Source organism: Pseudomonas sp. FBCC-B545 (assembly GCF_059134095.1).
Genome location: NZ_CP101441.1, coordinates 4,872,046 through 4,890,373, shown reverse-complemented (window position 1 = coordinate 4,890,373; position 18,328 = coordinate 4,872,046). Strand labels below are relative to the sequence as shown.

Annotated in this window: 18 protein-coding genes; 15 read left to right on the top strand and 3 right to left on the bottom strand. The window is 60.6% G+C overall.

Annotated elements, in window-relative coordinates:
• Positions 1-182 precede the first annotated feature (182 nt).
• The 15 genes from NMB39_RS22660 (at position 183) to NMB39_RS22590 (ending at position 15,940) form a co-directional block, all read left to right on the top strand.
• Positions 183-1,805: a methyl-accepting chemotaxis protein gene (locus NMB39_RS22660; RefSeq protein WP_057021874.1), complete on the top strand. Its 1,623-nt coding sequence runs from the start codon at positions 183-185 to the stop codon at positions 1,803-1,805.
• Positions 1,805-2,317 carry a chemotaxis protein CheW gene (locus NMB39_RS22655; RefSeq protein ID WP_198720735.1) on the top strand — a complete coding sequence of 171 codons (513 nt, stop codon included), beginning with the start codon at positions 1,805-1,807 and terminating at the stop codon, positions 2,315-2,317. The genes NMB39_RS22660 and NMB39_RS22655 overlap by 1 nt, the downstream gene beginning before the upstream one ends.
• Positions 2,314-3,573: a CheR family methyltransferase gene (locus NMB39_RS22650; protein ID WP_494340038.1), complete on the top strand. Its 1,260-nt coding sequence runs from the start codon at positions 2,314-2,316 to the stop codon at positions 3,571-3,573. Before NMB39_RS22655 ends, NMB39_RS22650 begins: the two co-directional genes overlap by 4 nt.
• Entirely contained in the window at positions 3,570-4,277 is a 708-nt protein-coding gene (locus tag NMB39_RS22645; protein ID WP_494340039.1) for a chemotaxis protein CheW, read from the top strand. The genes NMB39_RS22650 and NMB39_RS22645 overlap by 4 nt, the downstream gene beginning before the upstream one ends.
• Positions 4,274-6,547, top strand: a complete 2,274-nt coding sequence (locus tag NMB39_RS22640; RefSeq protein WP_494340040.1) for a hybrid sensor histidine kinase/response regulator — start codon at positions 4,274-4,276, stop codon at positions 6,545-6,547. Before NMB39_RS22645 ends, NMB39_RS22640 begins: the two co-directional genes overlap by 4 nt.
• Positions 6,544-7,554, top strand: coding sequence for a chemotaxis response regulator protein-glutamate methylesterase (locus NMB39_RS22635; RefSeq protein WP_057021879.1), 1,011 nt, complete (start codon positions 6,544-6,546; stop codon positions 7,552-7,554). The genes NMB39_RS22640 and NMB39_RS22635 overlap by 4 nt, the downstream gene beginning before the upstream one ends.
• 52 nt (positions 7,555-7,606) lie before the next feature.
• On the top strand, positions 7,607-8,608 hold the full coding sequence (locus NMB39_RS22630; RefSeq protein ID WP_306957257.1) for a response regulator: 1,002 nt from the start codon (positions 7,607-7,609) through the stop codon (positions 8,606-8,608).
• Positions 8,609-8,786: 178 nt separating this feature from the next.
• Positions 8,787-9,882 (top strand): peptide chain release factor 2 gene (gene prfB, locus NMB39_RS22625; RefSeq protein ID WP_108240705.1). Its coding sequence is split into 2 segments (ribosomal slippage): positions 8,787-8,858 and positions 8,860-9,882, totalling 1,095 coding nucleotides; the frame shifts between segments, so codons are not numbered across the junction.
• A gap of 63 nt (positions 9,883-9,945) precedes the next feature.
• On the top strand, positions 9,946-11,448 hold the full coding sequence (gene lysS / locus NMB39_RS22620; RefSeq protein ID WP_034118409.1) for a lysine--tRNA ligase: 1,503 nt from the start codon (positions 9,946-9,948) through the stop codon (positions 11,446-11,448).
• Positions 11,449-11,554: 106 nt separating this feature from the next.
• Entirely contained in the window at positions 11,555-12,271 is a 717-nt protein-coding gene (locus tag NMB39_RS22615; protein ID WP_056847467.1) for a TetR/AcrR family transcriptional regulator, read from the top strand.
• 16 nt (positions 12,272-12,287) lie between these two features.
• On the top strand, positions 12,288-12,836 hold the full coding sequence (locus NMB39_RS22610) for a hypothetical protein (protein WP_057021881.1): 549 nt from the start codon (positions 12,288-12,290) through the stop codon (positions 12,834-12,836).
• Positions 12,837-12,857: 21 nt separating this feature from the next.
• Positions 12,858-14,135, top strand: coding sequence for a flavohemoglobin expression-modulating QEGLA motif protein (locus NMB39_RS22605; RefSeq protein ID WP_057021882.1), 1,278 nt, complete (start codon positions 12,858-12,860; stop codon positions 14,133-14,135).
• A 44-nt stretch (positions 14,136-14,179) separates the two neighbouring features.
• A complete protein-coding gene (locus tag NMB39_RS22600) occupies positions 14,180-15,085 on the top strand; it encodes an alpha/beta hydrolase (protein WP_494340041.1) in 906 nt (301 codons plus the stop codon).
• The gene (locus tag NMB39_RS22595) at positions 15,082-15,408 is read left to right on the top strand and encodes a PA3694 family proteiin (protein WP_043050917.1); all 327 of its coding nucleotides are present in this window, start codon (positions 15,082-15,084) and stop codon (positions 15,406-15,408) included. Before NMB39_RS22600 ends, NMB39_RS22595 begins: the two co-directional genes overlap by 4 nt.
• A 37-nt stretch (positions 15,409-15,445) precedes the next feature.
• Positions 15,446-15,940, top strand: coding sequence for a hypothetical protein (locus NMB39_RS22590; protein ID WP_494340042.1), 495 nt, complete (start codon positions 15,446-15,448; stop codon positions 15,938-15,940).
• Positions 15,941-16,350: 410 nt separating this feature from the next.
• Here the strand turns inward: NMB39_RS22590 and lptF are convergent, their stop codons facing one another.
• From lptF to NMB39_RS22575, 3 genes are all read right to left on the bottom strand, one after another.
• Positions 16,351-17,136, bottom strand: coding sequence for a lipotoxin F family OmpA-related lipoprotein LptF (gene lptF / locus NMB39_RS22585; RefSeq protein WP_494340043.1), 786 nt, complete (start codon positions 17,134-17,136; stop codon positions 16,351-16,353).
• 56 nt (positions 17,137-17,192) lie between these two features.
• Complete coding sequence (locus NMB39_RS22580; protein WP_043050915.1) at positions 17,193-17,618, bottom strand: DUF4398 domain-containing protein; 426 nt, start codon at positions 17,616-17,618, stop codon at positions 17,193-17,195.
• A 280-nt stretch (positions 17,619-17,898) separates the two neighbouring features.
• Positions 17,899-18,243: a hypothetical protein gene (locus tag NMB39_RS22575; RefSeq protein WP_043050914.1), complete on the bottom strand. Its 345-nt coding sequence runs from the start codon at positions 18,241-18,243 to the stop codon at positions 17,899-17,901.
• Between the last annotated feature and the right edge of the window lie 85 nt (positions 18,244-18,328).

Below are 18,328 nucleotides of genomic sequence, written 5' to 3'. Positions count from 1 at the left end.
ACTGAGGTCCGTCAGTTAGATCTGCGTGGGCTTTCGAGCCCACGAGGGAGCAAGGTCCATCGCCACAGGTGATATCCATCCTACATTTTCATTCTGTGCACGCGCCCTCAAAAGCGTTGATAAACGCAGGCATCCGCTCAGCTATACTTCCCTCCATTTGAATGGCCCTGCGAGGAATTACTGTGAAGAACTGGACCCTGCGCCAAAGGATTTTGGCGAGCTTTGCGGTAATCATCGCGATCATGCTACTGATGGTGGTGCTCTCGTATTCGCGTCTGCTGAAGATCGAAGCCAGCGAAAACTCAGTCCGTGACGATGCCGTGCCAGGGGTGTTTTTCAGCTCGATGATCCGCAGTGCCTGGGTCGACAGCTACCTGCAGACCCAAGAGTTGGTCGGGATCCACGAAAACCAGGCCATTTCCGAGGAAGACAAGCAGGACTACAAGTCGTTCGAGGCGCGACTCGAGCAGCACATGGAGAGCTACGCTGGGACTATCAACATCACCCAGGATCGCACCCAATTCGATGCCTTCGAAAAACTCCACCAGAACTACAACGCGATTCTCGCCCAGGTCCTGGCGGCCCATCAGAACAACAACCCGGCTGAGGCGCTGAGACTGTTCAACGAGCAACTGACTCCTGCCTGGACCGCAGGCCGCATGAAGCTCAACGACATTATCAATGAGAACAAACAGGTCGCCGACAATGCCACGGCCGCCATCGATGATGCCGTTGCGGCCGCGAAGGTCAGCATGGGAGTCTCGCTGCTGTTGGCGATTCTCGCCGCCGCGTTGTGCGGCTTGTTGCTGATGCGCGCGATCATGGCGCCGATGCAGCGCATCGTCGAGATCCTCGAAGTCATGCGCACCGGTGACCTGAGCAAGCGCCTGAACCTGGAGCGCAAAGACGAATTCAACGTTGTCGAAACCGGCTTCAACGACATGATGACCGAACTGACCGCCCTGGTATCCCAGGCACAGCGTTCATCGGTGCAGGTCACCACCTCGGTCACCGAGATTGCTGCGACCTCCAAGCAGCAACAGGCCACCGCCACGGAAACCGCGGCCACCACCACCGAAATCGGTGCCACGTCCCGCGAGATCGCGGCTACCTCCAAGGACCTGGTCCGCACCATGACCGAAGTGTCCACCGCCGCTGACCAGGCCTCGGTCGCGGCCGGTTCAGGCCAGCAGGGCCTGGCGCGCATGGAAGAAACCATGCACTCGGTGATGGGCGCGGCCGACCTGGTCAACGCCAAGCTGGCGATCCTCAACGAGAAGGCCGGCAATATCAACCAGGTGGTGGTGACCATCGTCAAGGTGGCTGACCAGACCAACCTGTTGTCGCTCAACGCCGCCATCGAGGCGGAGAAAGCCGGCGAATACGGTCGCGGTTTTGCCGTGGTAGCCACCGAAGTGCGCCGCCTGGCCGACCAGACCGCCGTAGCCACCTATGATATCGAGCAAATGGTGCGTGAGATCCAGTCGGCAGTGTCGGCGGGGGTGATGGGCATGGACAAGTTCTCCGAGGAAGTACGCCGGGGCATGTTCGAAGTGCAGCAAGTCGGCGAGCAGTTGTCGCAGATCATCCATCAGGTCCAGGCCCTGGCGCCGCGTGTGCTGATGGTCAACGAAGGCATGCAGGCCCAGGCCACCGGCGCCGAACAGATCAACCACGCGCTGGTGCAATTAGGCGATGCCAGCAGCCAGACCGTCGAATCCCTGCGCCAGGCAAGCTTCGCCATTGATGAACTGAGCCAGGTTGCGGTCGGTCTGCGCAGCGGCGTGTCGCGTTTCAAAGTCTGATGAGCGATATTGCGGCTAAACGCAGCGCCGTCCCGGCAGCGAAAAAGGCGTTGTTCCTGGTGTTCCACATCGGCAACGAACGCTTTGCCCTCAAGGCCACCGAAGTGGCGGAAGTGCTGCCGCGCCTGGCGCTCAAACCCATCGCCCATGCGCCCCTGTGGGTGGCGGGTATCTTCGCCCATCGCGGGGCGCTGGTGCCGGTGATCGACTTGAGCGCCCTGACGTTCGGTACTTCGGCCAGGGCCCGCACCAGTACGCGGCTGGTGCTGGTCAATTACCAGCCGCAGCCCTGGAGCCAAGCGCGCTGGCTGGGGCTGATCCTGGAGCAGGCCACCGACACCCTGCGTTGCGACCCCGCCGAGTTCCAGCCCTATGGCCTGGACAACCAGCGGGCGCCGTACCTGGGGCCGGTGCGCGAGGATGCCCAGGGCTTGATGCAGTGGATTGGCGTCGCCGAGCTGCTGACCGCTGAAGTGCGCGCCTTGCTGTTTTCCGCCGAGTTGAGTTTATGAGCAGCGACCCGCGTTTTTCGGCGTTCTTGAAAGAACGCATCGGCCTGGACGTTGCTTCGGTGGGCGAGGCGATCATCGAGCGTGCCGTGCGTCAGCGCTGCCAGTCATCCCAGGCACAGTCGGCGCAGGATTACTGGCAGTACCTGCAACACTCCCGTGACGAGCAGCAGGCGCTGATCGAAGCGGTGATCGTCCCCGAGACCTGGTTTTTCCGCTATCCCGAATCCTTTGCAACCTTGGCTCGCCTGGCCCAGGCACGCCTGGCCGAAATCAAGCAGATGCGCGCCCTGCGCATTCTCAGCCTGCCGTGTTCTACCGGCGAAGAGCCCTATTCGATTGCCATGGCCTTGCTCGACGCGGGCTTGGCACCCCACCAGTTCAAGGTGCAGGGGATGGACGTCAGCCCTTTGTCGGTGGAGCGTGCGCGGCGCGGTGTATACGGCAAGAACTCGTTTCGCGGCGCCGATCTTGAGTTTCGCGACCGCCACTTCACCGAAGAGGCGGGCGGTTACCGCATCGCCGACCGGGTACGTGAACAAGTCCGCCTGCAAGTGGGCAACTTGCTCGACCCGGCACTGCTGGCCAACGAGCCCATCTATGACTTTGTGTTCTGCCGCAACCTGCTGATCTATTTCGACCAGCCGACCCAAAAGCAAGTCTTTGACGTGCTCAAGGAACTGACCCACGTGGACGGCGTGCTATTTATCGGCCCGGCCGAGGGCAGCCTATTGGGCCGCCACGGCATGCGTTCGATTGGGGTGCCGCAATCTTTTGCCTTCAGCCGGTATGTAGAACAGACACCGCCGGCACCGGTATTTGTCCCCATGCCCGCGCCAACGCCGCAACGCAGCGCGGCACCGATACCGCTCAAGCCGCGTCCGTTCAGCAAGCCCCGCCCGCCAGAGCCACCGGCCAAAGTGCCACATACCGATGCCGGCGAGCTGCTCAGCCAGATCGCGACCTTGGCCAATGAAGGCAAGAGTGCCGAGGCTCGTGCCGCCTGCGAACGCTATTTGGGCAGCCATCCACCGGCCGCCCAGGTGTTCTACTGGCTGGGGCTGCTCAGCGATGTGGCCGGCAGCGCCCTGGAGGCCCAGGGGTATTACCGCAAAGCCTTGTACCTGGAACCGCAGCATCCGCAGGCCCTGATGCATCTGGCCGCGCTGCTCGAGTCCCAGGGCGACAGTGCGGGGGCGCGCCGTCTTCAGGCGCGCGCCGCCCGTAGCGAGCGAGCTGACAGTGAGTCCAAACCATGAGTAGCCCTGACGCGCTCGACACCGCAGGCCTGGACCTGACGCTGACCGATACCCAAGCCATCGACGACTGCTGGAATCGCATCGGCATTCATGGCGACAAGTCTTGCCCATTGCTGGCTGAGCACATCCACTGCCGCAATTGCTCGGTGTACTCCGCCGCCGCCACGCGCCTGCTGGACCGCTATGCGCTGCAGCAGGACGATCATCGCCCACAGGCTGCCGTCGAAGCGGATAACGAGGTAGTCACCCGTTCACTGTTGATGTTTCGCCTCGGCGAGGAATGGCTCGGTATTGCTACCCGCTGCCTGGTGGAAGTGGCGCCATTGCAGCCGATCCACTCCCTGCCGCACCAGCGTTCCCGGGCGCTGCTGGGCGTGGCCAACGTGCGCGGCGCGTTGGTGGCGTGCCTGTCACTGGTAGAAGTGCTGGGCCTGGACAGTACCAGTACCAGTGCCGGTGCCAGCGGCGCGCGCATCATGCCGCGCATGTTGATCATCGCGGCTCAGGACGGCCCGGTGGTCGTGCCGGTGGACGAAGTGGATGGCATTCATGCCATCGATGAACGCATCCTGAAGACGGCGTCGGCCTCCGGTACCCAGGCCAGCGCACGCTACACCCAGGGCGTGTTGCAGTGGAAAGGCCGCAGCCTGCGCTGGCTGGACGAAGCGCAATTGTTGTCTGCCGTGACTCGGAGCCTCGCATGACCCCTGACCAGATGCGTGATGCCTCGCTGTTGGAACTGTTCAGCCTGGAGGCCGATGCGCAGACACAGGTATTGAGCGCGGGCCTTTTGGCCCTGGAGCGCAACCCAACCCAGGCCGACCAGCTCGAGGCCTGCATGCGTGCCGCGCACTCGCTCAAGGGCGCGGCGCGGATTGTCGGCGTGGATGCCGGGGTCAGCGTGGCCCACGTCATGGAAGATTGCCTGGTCAGTGCCCAGGAACGCCGCCTGTATCTGCAACCCGAACACATCGACGCGTTGCTGCAAGGCACCGATCTGTTGATGCGTATCGCCACGCCGGGCAATGATGTGGGCGCGACAGATATCGAGGTGTATGTGGCGCTGATGGAGCGTCTGCTCGATCCGACACAGCCCATCGCCATGGGTGCGCCAAAACCCGAGCCTGCGCCCGCCGTTGACGAAGTGCCGCACGAGCCGGAGCCGGAGCCAGCGCCGCCGGTCAGCAGTGAAGCCCCGCGTCAGAACAAACGTATGACCGAAGGCGGCGAGCGCGTGCTGCGGGTGACGGCCGAGCGCTTGAACAGCCTGCTGGACCTGTCCAGCAAGTCCCTGGTGGAAACCCAACGGCTCAAGCCGTACCTGGCGAGCATGCAACGCCTCAAGCGCATTCAAAGCAACGGCTTGCGCGCCCTGGATACGTTGGACGGCCAGCTCAAGGCCCTGGACTTGAGCCTGGAAGCCCAGGAGGCCCTGGCCGATACCCGTCGCCTGTTGAGCGGAGCCCAGGCGCTGCTGGCGGAAAAACACGCCGAGCTGGATGAGTTCGGCTGGCAGGCCGGGCAGCGTGCCCAAGTGCTCTACGACACTGCGTTGGCCTGCCGCATGCGTCCGTTTGCCGACGTGCTGGCCGGGCAGGTGCGCATGGTCCGTGACCTGGGCCGCAGCCTGGGCAAACAAGTGCGCCTGGAGATCGAGGGCGAAAAGACCCAGGTCGACCGCGACGTACTGGAAAAACTCGAAGCGCCGCTCACTCATTTACTACGCAATGCCGTCGACCACGGCATCGAAACGCCCGAACAGCGCATGCTGGCAGGCAAGCCCGCGGAGGGCCTGATCCGCCTGCGCGCGTCCCACCAGGCCGGGCTGCTGGTGCTGGAGTTGAGCGATGACGGCAACGGTGTGGACCTCGAGCGCCTGCGCGGCGCCATCGTCGACCGGCACCTGTCGCCGGTGGACACCGCTCTGCGCTTGAGCGAAGAGGAACTGCTGACGTTCCTGTTCCTGCCCGGTTTCAGCCTGCGCGACATAGTCACCGAAGTGTCCGGGCGCGGCGTCGGCCTGGACGCGGTGCAGCACATGGTCCGGCAACTGCGCGGCGCCGTGGTGCTGGAGCAAACGGCGGGACAGGGCAGCCGCTTCCACCTGGAAGTGCCGTTGACCTTGTCGGTGGTGCGCAGCCTGGTGGTGGAGGTGGGCGAAGAAGCCTATGCCTTTCCGCTGGCCCATATCGAACGCATGTGCGACCTGGCACCCGACGACATCGTGCAATTGGAGGGGCGCCAGCACTTTTGGCATGAGGGCCGGCACGTCGGCCTGGTAGCCGCCAGCCAGTTGTTGCAGCGTCCGCCGGGGCAAACCCCATCAGATACCTTGAAAGTGGTGGTGATCCGCGAGCGCGACGCCGTGTACGGGATTGCCGTGGAGCGCTTTATCGGTGAGCGCACCCTGGTGGTGTTGCCCCTGGATGATCGCCTGGGCAAGGTTCAGGACATCTCTGCCGGGGCCTTGCTCGATGACGGCTCGGTGGTGTTGATCGTCGATGTCGAAGACATGCTGCGTTCGGTGGACAAGCTGCTCAACACCGGCCGCCTGGAGCGTATCGCACGGCGCAGCCAGCAGGCCAGCGAAGCACCGCGCAAGCGCGTGCTGGTGGTAGACGATTCGCTGACCGTACGCGAGCTGCAGCGCAAATTATTACTCAATCGTGGTTATGAAGTGGCTGTTGCGGTCGATGGCATGGATGGCTGGAACGCATTGCGTTCCGAGGACTTCGACCTGCTTATCACTGACATTGATATGCCTCGCATGGACGGTATTGAATTGGTCACACTCTTGCGTCGTGACAGTCGCCTGCAATCGTTGCCGGTGATGGTGGTTTCCTACAAGGATCGTGAAGAAGACCGGCGCCGTGGGCTCGACGCCGGTGCCGACTATTATCTAGCCAAAGCCAGTTTCCATGACGACGCCTTGCTCGACGCCGTGGTTGAACTGATCGGAGGCGCCCGGACATGAGGATTGCGATCGTCAACGACATGCCCCTGGCCGTAGAGGCATTGCGTCGTGCCTTGAGTTTCGAGCCCGCCCATGAGGTGGTCTGGGTGGCCAGCAATGGCCTGGAAGCGGTGCAGCGTTGCGCCGAACTGACCCCGGACCTGATCCTTATGGACCTGATCATGCCCGTCATGGATGGGGTAGAGGCTACCCGCCAGATCATGGCCGACACGCCATGTCCGATCGTGATCGTCACGGTCGACCGCCAGGCTAACGTCAGCCGCGTATTCGAGGCCATGGGCCATGGCGCCCTGGACGTGGTGGATACGCCGGCGCTGGGTGTGGGCAACCCCAAGGATGCGGCCGCGCCGTTGTTGCGCAAGATCCTCAATATCGGCTGGCTGGTCGGCCAGCGCGGCAGTCGCGTGCGTGTCGAAACCCCGACGCAGCGCATCACTGGCAAGCGTCAACGGTTGGTGGCCATTGGTTCTTCGGCCGGTGGGCCGGCGGCCCTGGAGATCCTGCTCAAGGGCTTGCCGCGCAATTTCCCCGCCGCCATCGTGCTGGTGCAGCACGTGGACCAGGTGTTCGCCGCGGGCATGGCCGAATGGTTGGGCAGCGCCTCCGGCCTGCCGGTACGCCTGGCCTGTGAAGGCGAGCCGCCGCAAACCGGGGTGGTATTGCTGGCCGGTACCAACCACCATATTCGCTTGTTGAAAAATGGCACGCTAGCCTATACGGCAGAGCCGGTGAACGAGATATACCGGCCGTCCATCGACGTATTTTTCGAAAGCGTCGCCAGCCATTGGAACGGCGATGCCGTCGGCGTCTTGCTGACCGGCATGGGGCGCGATGGCGCCCAGGGCCTCAAGTTGATGCGGGAACAAGGATATTTGACCATCGCCCAGGACCAGCAGAGTTCGGCGGTGTATGGCATGCCCAAAGCGGCAGCGGCGATCGACGCCGCTGTTGAAATTCGCCCACTGGATAGAATTGCGCCCCGATTGCTGGAGGTCTTTGCGAAATGAACAAAAATCTCCCGCCGTGCCGGCTTGCAGGTAGTAATTCAGGTGATTGCACATGAATGATTTACAGCTCGACGACTTCAAGACCGACGAAAACGCCGCGATGGTGTTGCTGGTCGACGACCAGGCCATGATCGGCGAAGCCGTTCGGCGTGGCCTGGCCCATGAAGAAAACATCGACTTCCACTTTTGCGCCGACCCGCATCAGGCGATTGCCCAGGCGATCCGCATCAAACCGACGGTGATCCTGCAAGACCTGGTAATGCCGGGCCTCGACGGCTTGACCCTGGTGCGCGAATACCGCAATCATCCGGCCACCGCGAATATCCCGATCATCGTGCTGTCTACCAAGGAAGACCCGCTGATCAAGAGCGCGGCCTTTGCCGCTGGGGCCAACGACTACCTGGTCAAGCTGCCGGACAACATCGAGCTGGTGGCCCGCATCCGCTACCACTCGCGTTCCTACATGACCTTGTTGCAGCGCGATGCCGCTTACCGCGCACTGCGGGTCAGCCAGCAACAACTGCTGGACACCAACCTGGTGCTGCAACGCCTGATGCACTCAGACGGCCTGACCGGGTTGTCCAATCGCCGCCACTTCGATGAGTACCTTGAACTGGAATGGCGCCGCGCCATGCGCGATCAGACCCAACTGTCGTTGTTGATGATCGACGTGGACTTCTTCAAGACCTACAACGACAGCTTCGGTCACGTCGAAGGCGACGAAGCCCTGCGCAAAGTCGCCGAAGCCATCCGCGATGCCAGCAGCCGCCCTTCGGACCTGCCGGCGCGCTACGGCGGTGAAGAATTCGCCCTGGTGCTGCCAAACACCTCCCCGGGCGGTGCGCGGCTGGTGGCGGAAAAACTGCGCATGGCCGTGGCCGCGTTGAAAATCCCGCACAATGCACCGGTGGAAGGTTCGAGCCTGACCATCAGTATCGGCTTGTCGACCTTGACACCGGTACAGGGCACGGATTGCCGGCAGTTGATCATGGCGGCGGACAAGGGGCTGTATACGGCCAAGCATAATGGGCGCAATCAAGTGGGCATCGAATAACTCAAGGTCAGCACAAAGCCAAATGTGGGAAAGGCAAGTCCCCTCCCACATTTCAATCTTCATTGGTCTTGGGATTGTGTACAAACCCCCGCCTTTTCGGCCAAGCGGACTGCCGTTTCCAGCCGTTTGCCGTTATACTCGCCGGCTTTCAAAAGTTCGCCAACGAGTGCTGCCTGCCATGGAAATCAACCCGATCCTTAACACCATCAAGGACCTGTCCGAGCGCTCCGAAACTATTCGGGGGTATCTTTGACTACGATCAAAAGCATGAGCGTCTGACCGAGGTCAATCGCGAGCTTGAAGATCCGAGCGTCTGGAACAAACCTGAATACGCCCAGGAGCTGGGGCGCGAGCGCTCTGCGCTGGCGCAGATCGTCGATACCCTCGATGAACTGAACACCGGCCTGGGTGATTGCCGTGACCTGCTGGACATGGCCGTCGAGGAAAACGACGAAGGCGCAGTGGGCGATGTCGTCGCCGAGCTGGCCCGTCTTGAGGAAAACCTCGCCAAGCTTGAGTTCCGCCGCATGTTCAGCCATGAAATGGACCCGAACAACGCCTACCTGGACATCCAGGCCGGTTCCGGCGGCACCGAGGCCCAGGACTGGGCCAACATCCTGTTGCGCATGTACCTGCGTTGGGCCGACAAGCGCGGTTTCGACGCGACCATCATGGAACTGTCCGCCGGTGAAGTCGCCGGTATCAAGGGCGCGACCGTGCACATCAAGGGTGAATACGCCTTTGGCTGGCTGCGTACCGAGATCGGTGTACACCGCCTGGTGCGCAAGAGCCCGTTCGACTCCGGCAACCGTCGCCACACCTCGTTTTCCGCAGTGTTCGTCTCGCCCGAGATCGACGACAAGGTGGAAATCGAGATCAACCCGGCCGACCTGCGCATCGATACCTACCGTTCCTCCGGTGCTGGTGGCCAGCACGTAAACACCACTGACTCGGCCGTACGTATCACCCACGTACCGACCAACACCGTGGTCAGTTGCCAGAACGAGCGTTCCCAGCATGCCAACAAGGACACCGCCATGAAAATGCTGCGGGCCAAGTTGTACGAGCAGGAAATGCAGAAGCGCAATGCGGCTTCCCAGGCGCTGGAAGATACCAAGTCGGATATCGGCTGGGGTCACCAGATTCGTTCGTACGTGCTCGATGCGTCGCGGATCAAGGACCTGCGCACCAACATCGAACGCAGCGACTGCGACAAGGTACTCGACGGCGATATCGACGAATACCTGGAAGCCAGCCTCAAATCCGGCCTGTAAGAATACTGTAGGCGATCCCCGGCCTACGCCTGGGACAACGAACCAGATGGAAAATTTAAAGACATGAGCGACCAACAACTCGACCCGCAAGCCCTGCAACAGGAAGAAAACTCCCTGATCGCCCTGCGCAAGGAAAAGCTTGCTGCCGAGCGCGCCAAGGGTAATGCCTTCCCCAATGACTTCCGCCGCGACAACTACTGCGATGCCTTGCAGAAGCAGTACGCGGACAAGACCAAGGAAGAGCTGGCAGAGGCTGCGATCCCGGTCAAGGTGGCAGGTCGCATCATGCTAAACCGTGGCTCGTTCATGGTGATCCAGGACATGACCGGGCGTATCCAGGTCTACGTCAACCGCAAGACCCTTTCCGAAGAAACCCTGGCCTCGGTGAAAACCTGGGACATGGGCGACATCATCGCAGCCGAGGGCACCCTGGCCCGTTCCGGCAAGGGCGACCTGTACGTCGAGATGACCAGCGTGCGCCTGCTGACCAAGTCCCTGCGCCCGCTGCCGGACAAACACCACGGCCTGACCGACACCGAGCAGCGTTATCGCCAGCGCTATGTCGACCTGATCGTCAACGAAGAGGTGCGCCAGACGTTCCGCGTGCGTTCGCAAGTCATTGCGCACATCCGCAGCTTCCTGATGCAGCGTGACTTCCTCGAAGTGGAAACGCCGATGCTGCAAACCATCCCAGGTGGTGCCGCAGCCAAGCCGTTCGAAACCCACCATAACGCCCTGGACATGGAAATGTTCCTGCGCATCGCGCCTGAGCTGTACCTCAAGCGCCTGGTTGTCGGCGGTTTCGAGAAAGTGTTCGAGATCAACCGCAACTTCCGTAACGAAGGTGTCTCGACCCGTCACAACCCTGAATTCACCATGTTGGAGTTCTACCAGGCCTACGCCGACTACGAAGACAACATGGACCTCACCGAAGAACTGTTCCGCGAGCTGGCACAGCTGGTTCTGGGCAGCACCGACGTGCCGTACGGCGACAAGGTGTTCCATTTCGGCGAGCCGTTTGTGCGTCTGTCGGTGTTCGACTCGATCCTCAAGTACAACCCTGAGCTGACGGCTGACGACCTGAATGACATCGACAAGGCCCGCGCCATCGCCAAGAAAGCCGGGGCCAAGGTGCTGGGTTTCGAAGGCCTGGGCAAGTTGCAGGTGATGATTTTCGAAGAACTGGTGGAGCACAAGCTGGAACAGCCGCACTTCATTACCCAGTACCCGTTCGAAGTGTCGCCGCTGGCCCGTCGCAACGACGACAACCCGAACGTCACCGACCGTTTCGAGCTGTTCATTGGTGGCCGTGAAATCGCCAACGCCTACTCCGAGCTTAACGACGCGGAAGACCAGGCCGAGCGCTTCATGGCCCAGGTGGCCGACAAGGACGCCGGCGATGACGAAGCCATGCACTACGACGCCGACTTTGTACGGGCCCTGGAATACGGCATGCCGCCCACCGCCGGTGAAGGCATCGGTATCGACCGGCTGGTGATGTTGTTGACCAACTCGCCGTCGATCCGCGACGTGATCCTGTTCCCGCACATGCGGCCACAAGCGTAACCGTAGCGAAAACCGAAGCCGCCTTTTATAAGGCGGCTTTTTTATGTGGCGTATTCAAGCGTCAAGCGAACAGCGCCAGGTTTTGATCTATTCAAGGATGTGTTTGGTGAACCGCGTAATGGCTCAAGAAGGTGCCGCCGGCATAGCTGCTGCCGTGGCTGAAAGCGTTCAATATCAAGGCCGCAAGGCCAGCCGCCGGGGCAGTGAGCAACGCCGCCAGGACATTCTCGATGCGGCCATGCGCATCGTGGTGCGCGAAGGCGTACGCGCCGTGCGCCATCGGGCCGTGGCCGCGGAGGCCGGCGTGCCGCTGTCGGCCACTACCTACTATTTCAAGGATATCGACGACCTCCTCACCGACACCTTCGCCCAATATGTCGAACGCAGTGCCGCCTTCATGGGCAAGCTATGGGTGCGCAACGAGGGCTTGTTGCGCGAGATGGTTGCCTATGGCGATGGCAGCCCACAGTCGCGTTCGCAACTGGCCGATGACATCGCCCGGCTGACCGCCGACTACGTGCTGCGCCAACTGACCAACCGTCGCGAATACCTGATGGCCGAACAGGCCTTTCGCCAAGAGGCGCTGTTGAACCCGCGCCTGGCCGAGCTGGTGCGTTCCCATCAGCAGATCCTGTTGCAGGGCACCGGGCAGTTTTTCCAGGTATTGGGCTCCCGTGAGCCGCAACAGGATGCCAAAGTGTTGACGGCTATTATCAGTCGGATGGAATATCAGGGCCTGCTTGGCGGCCCAGAGCCGCTGACCGGCGAAGAGATGCTTGAAATCCTCAAGCGTTACATGCATTTGGTGCTGGCTTCGGTCTGACACCGGGGGATGTCCAATGAAAGTCTGGCGCGTCGCGGTAATCGCCTTGTTGGTCCTGTTGCTCAGCGGTTGCCTGGTGACTTTCAAGGAACCATTGCCGACGGCTGAAGCCGCGCCAGAGGCTCTGCTAGGCAAGTGGGCCAGCAGGAATGCCTGGGGCGAGCCGCTCAACCTGCAGATCACCCGTGCCGGCGAGCATCGTTATAAAGCGGTGAGCTACCCTAAAGCCAAGCCGGGCCAGCGCGATGAGTATCTGTTTAGCGTCTCGCGCCACGGCAGCCGCTGGTATATGTCGGCGCCGCTGCCTGCAAGACTGGGTGGGCATTTCATCCTGGCGGGCTTTGAGTTTGATGAAAAGCACGAACTGGTGGTCTACAACCTCGACCTCGAACAGATCCACCAAGCCATTGGCCAGCAGGCCTTGCACGGCAGCACTGTAGACACCGTCGAAGGCGCCGGTGTGCTGGTGGATAGCCCCATGGACCAGGTGTTTGCCTACCTGGATGACCCGGCCAATGCCGATGTGTTCGTTGAAGCCGTGCGCTACCGGCGCGTGGGTAAATAACGTTTAAAGAGGAAGCACCGGGTGGACGAATACCAGCAGACGATACGCACCTTGTCCGATCGCATTGTGCTGGCGCAAACACCGATCCGTGTCCTCGACGCGGTGAAATGGGACGAGAATATCCGCCAGGGATTTCTCAAGGCCAAGGGCAAGGCCATGCCTGCCGTGGACCGCGATTACTACTTGAGCCGGCCGTTGTCGTTCGACTCCAGTGCGGTCAAGCTGGAGTTCCAGAACATCGAGCGCGACATCACCCGTCGCCTTGGGCAGTTCAGCCCGGTGGGGCAGATCATGCGTCGCATGTGCCGCGAATACCGCATGGTGGTGCGCATGCTCGAAGCACGCGGCACCGAGGATTTCGGCCTGATCTCCCAGGAGCTGTATGGCGCCGCTTCCGATGCCTTCCACGCCGGCGACCCGACCCTGGCCGACCTGGGCCTGATGCTGTCCGATTACCTGAACAATATCGATGGCCGTGGCGACCTCAAGGACGAAGCCAAGACCCTTACCGCCAAGGACGCCGTTGCACTGTTGCAGACCCGGCTGAACAAGGTGTTCGGCGAAGCGGAAGAAACCATTCGCGTGTTTGAGTCCGATGGCATCGTCGCCGACGCGGCGGCGGGTGCCGACTACATTAAGATCCGCGCCGACGCGATGTTCAACGACCGTGACGTGCGCGCCCTGGAAGTGCATGAAGGGCTGGTGCATGTGGGCACCACCCTCAATGGCCAGAACCAGCCGATCTGCACGTTCCTGTCCAAGGGGCCGCCGTCATCCACCGTGACCCAGGAAGGCCTGGCGATCCTGATGGAAATCATCACGTTTGCTTCCTACCCCAGCCGTCTGCGCAAGTTGACCAACCGTACCCGCGCCATCCACATGGTGGAGGAGGGCGCCGACTTCCTGCAGGTGTTCGAGTTCTTCCGCGAGCAAGGCTTTGAAATGGCCGAGAGCTATGGCAACGCCAGCCGGGTATTTCGTGGCTCGGTGCCGACCGGTCTGCCGTTTACCAAGGATTTGTCCTACCTCAAGGGCTTTATCATGGTCTACAACTACATCCAGCTTGCTGTGCGTAAAGGCAAGCTGGAACAAGTGCCGCTGCTGTTCTGCGGCAAGACCACCCTGGAAGACATGCGTACCCTGCGCCAATTGGTCGACGAAGGCCTGGTGGTACCGCCCAAGTACCTGCCGGATCAGTTTCGTGACATGAACGCGCTGGCGGCGTGGATGTGTTTCTCCAACTTCCTCAATCACCTGAGCCTGGACCGGATCGAGGCGGATTACTCCAATATCCTTTAGGGGGTCTCCAAGGGACTTCATATTTGTCAGCGAGGTTTCAACGGATGAGAATCCTCGGCATTCTATGCCTGCTACTTACACTCAATGGCTGCAGCTCCTTGCTGTTCTACCCCGAACCCGGCCTGCCGTTTACGCCGGAAAAAGCCCGCCTGCAATACCGCGACGTCACCCTCACCACCGCCGACGGCATCAAGCTCCACGCCTGGTGGCTGCCGGCCAAACCCGGTGTGCCGCTCAAGGGCACGGTGCTGCACCTGCACGGCAACGGCGGCAACTTGTCCTGGCACCTGGGTGGCAGTTGGTGGTTGCCCGAGCAGGGCTATCAAGTGTTGCTGCTGGACTATCGCGGCTATGGACTCTCGCAAGGCAAGCCGTCGTTGCCGGCGATCTATCAGGATATCGACGCCGCGTTCAGCTGGATCGACAAGGCGCCCCAAACCCGGGGCCAACCGCTGATTGTGTTGGGCCAAAGCCTGGGCGGCGCACTGGCTGTGCATTACCTGGCAGCCCATCCGGAGCGTCAAAGCCAACTCAAGGCCCTGGTGCTGGACGGTGTGCCGGCCAGTTATCGTGACGTAGGACAATTCGCCCTGAGCACTTCATGGTTAACCTGGCCGTTCCAGGTTCCCTTGTCTTGGTTGGTGCCCGACGCCGACAGTGCAATCAACACCATGCCCCAGTTGACCGGCGTGCCAAAACTGCTGTTTCACAGCCTGGATGACCCGATCGTGCCGGTGTCCAATGGGCTGCGCCTGTATCAAGCGGCCCCACCGCCAAGGGTGCTGCAGCTGACCCGTGGCGGCCATGTGCAGACTTTTGCCGACAAGACCTGGCAAACCGTGATGCTGCGTTACCTGGAAGATCCACAGCATTTCAATGGCCTGCGTCGCCTGGGCGAAATCCCGAATTATCCAACCTCTAAAGTTGATCCATCAGAGAGCCCGCAATGAGTGAAGAACGCAACATGATCCCGCTGATCCTCACCGGTATCGGCACCATCATCGGCACCGTCGGTTGCCTGTGGTACTACGGCTACCTGCATTTCGCCAAGCCGGAGGATGCGTTGCTGCTCAGCGACTTCACCATGCTCAAGACCTTGCCGGGTGAGGATTACAAAATATCCCTGACGCCCGCCGCGCAAGTGGCGCAGTGCGTGGACGGTGTGTTGGTGATGTTTGATACCGAACAGAAAGGCTTGAGCGGCGTACTGGTGAACAACAAGAAGCAGGCCGTTCGTTGCATGGGGCAGGAAACCCCGCAGTTGCAACAATGAGGCGCTGCATCGCCTCTGTGGGAAAACTCCCTTATAGATGCCGATTAGTCATTTAAGACTGCTGCGAACCGTTACAGGCTGGAACCACTTTGGCGTGCTTGCCACAGATCGTGGACTGATTCGCTTGGCTGATCAGTTCACCGTATTCATTAATCTGGAGCATGCAATTATGGTTGGTATCGTTGGTGCAAGTGGTGTACAGGGCGCAGGCAATGTTGGCAATTCGGGCAATGCCGCAGATTCTCAGCAAGGCTCCGCCATTCAAAATATCAGGGATCAAATTGACGCCAAGCTTGCCGAGGGTGCCCAAGGCGGGCAGGGTGGAGGCGGCAGCCAAGGGGCTGGTGGTTCACAAGGGGGCGGAGGCGCTCAGGGGGCTGGAGGCGGCGATACCCTTGAGGAGCTGCTGGAAAAGCTGAAACAGCTGCTTGCCCAGGCCGGCCAAGGTGGTGAAGGCGGTCAGGATGCCACGCAAGGTGGTGGCCAGATCCAGGCAGGTGGGGCCCCTAGCCAGGGCCCGGTCAACTACTGATTGACGGTTGTTGAACAAGCCGCCGGTTATGGGCGGGTTTTCACGCGTGCAGAGATGAATGGGGTTGATCCCCAGCTTCACGCAGAAGCTCGCATGTAACGAAATTACCTGGAACCGTTTTGTGTAAATAGCCACAAAGGGCATATAACTTTTACACGGAGCGGGGCCGGGAAGCAGTGATAAATATTGATGCGATACACAACATGGTGGCCATGGCCAGGGCACATCAGGCATTGGAGCGGCAAAACGCGCAAGAGCAGGCGCGTAACAACTGGACGGACGATTTGGCCGATACCTCCCGTAGCGGAGCAATGATAACGCCGCCAGATGAAGATACAGATCGCACGATCCAGTATTCCTGATCAAAAAAAACCCACCATAAGGTGGGTTTTTTTATCCAGGGTCAACGATCAATAAGCAACGGAAGAGCGTGGCTTGACCGGCTGGTTATCGTTGGAGATGGTGACTTCAACGCGACGGTTCATGGCACGGCCAGACACGCTGCCGTTGTCGGCAACCGGGTATTCCTTGCCGTAGCCCTGGGTCACGATGCGCGAGATGTCCACGCCTTGTTGAGACAGTGCACGTTGTACGGAAGCGGCACGACGCTCGGACAGGCTCTGGTTGTACGAGTCCGAACCGGTGCTGTCGGTGTAGCCTTCAACGATGACTTTACGGTCCGGGTTATCGCGCAGGAACTGAGCCAGTTTGGTGATGTTCACCAGGCCGCTGGATTTCAGGTCGGACTTGTTGGTGGCAAACAATACGTCGCCGAAAGTCACCAGGGTGCCACGGTCGGTCTGCTTGGCATTCAAGCTGTTTTGCAGTTGCTTGATCTGCGCATCACGGGCGTCCAGCAGGGCGCGGGCACGTTCGTCGCCGGCGTTTTTCAGCTTGGCTTCGTTTTCGCGCAGGGCGATGGTGTCCTTGGCGACTTCAACGCGCTGGTTGGTCAGGTAGGCGAGTTGGTCGACCTTCTTCTCGTCTTCCTTGTCGCGGTACGCCTTGTCAGCCTTGTCCAGCCATTCGCTGGCGTCTTTGGTTTCCAGCGCTGCCAGCTTGGTGGCTTGCGGGTTGGTTTGCAGGGCCGAGAAGTTGGTCCGTGCATTTTCCAGGTTCGCGTTCGGCGGGGTGGAGCAGGCCGCCAAGGCAACGCTCATCGCCAGCAGGGCAGGGATCATCAGTTGTTTACGCATAGTCGTGTCGTCCTTTCAATTCGATATCAGGTGCGATGCAGTCAAGGGGCTGCGGCTTACTTCTGCTGGATAGCAGCCGGGCGCATGCCTTCCTTACGCAGCTCTTCAACAGCCTTCTGGGAGTCCTTCACAGCCTGTTCAGCCTTGGCAGCCTGGGCTTTACGCTCAGCAACGCGAGCGTCCCACTCGGCCTGCTCGGCCAACATACGAGCCTTGTCGTAGTTCTTGTCGTGCATGGCCAGTTCAGCTTCCTTGAGCTTGTCCTGGGCCGCCTTCATTTCCACGGCGGCATACTCGGTGCCGCCGGCGCTCACGGCGCTGTTGACAGCCGATTGAGTCACGGCGTACTGCTCGGTTGGAGGATTGCCGGCGCAGCCCGCGAGAACGAAGCTGGTGCCGATTGCCAGCGCGGCCAATTTGAGCCCGCGCAGGTGGTTAAACGAGGATTTGGCAGTGCTGGTGTTCATCGTCTTCAACTCCATTGGATAACTCCTGAAAAACATCAAAATCCATCGTGGCGTATCGATTGCGGCCCCGGCGATAAAGCACATGACGCCAGTTTCAAACGACCGTTCCAAGTGATGGCTTACTGGCTGTGACCGGCGGCTTTTTTCAAAAGTTCAGAGAAGATGGCGATTTGCCTAAAAAAATATCTGACTGATCGGTCAGGGTTTAAACATGGAACTTTCAGCGCTCGCAGAGGTAGCCCGAGCCTCTAGGAGGCCCGGAATACTTGATTCAGATGGGCATTGCGGATGTATATCAGTGCTTTTGTTCGTCGGCACTGGCTGACAGATCATGCAGATAACGGCGCGACAGGGTCAGAAAACGTGGAGTGGGCCCGACGTCTTCATACAGCGGGTCACCTTCCTCGTCGGTGGCAATCACCTGCTGGCCCTTGATATAGGGGAAGCTGGCTTCCAGCTCTTCCAGGGCGGCACCGATCAGCTCTCCGAGCAATTCTTCGGTATGGCGCTTGGGATACATCTCGGCAAGGGCAGCCAAGCGTGCCGCGGATTCCACGTCCAGATGAATCGCGTATTCAGTCTGGGTCAGGCGACCCTTGGCGGTTTCTTCCCAGTGCTGGGGCAGTTCTCGAATCTTCATGGCAACCTCAATAAGCCTGCGATGGCAGGCGGTGATGAGTGACCAGCCGCCTGCTTGGATAACGTGGCGGCTCACTCTTGAGACT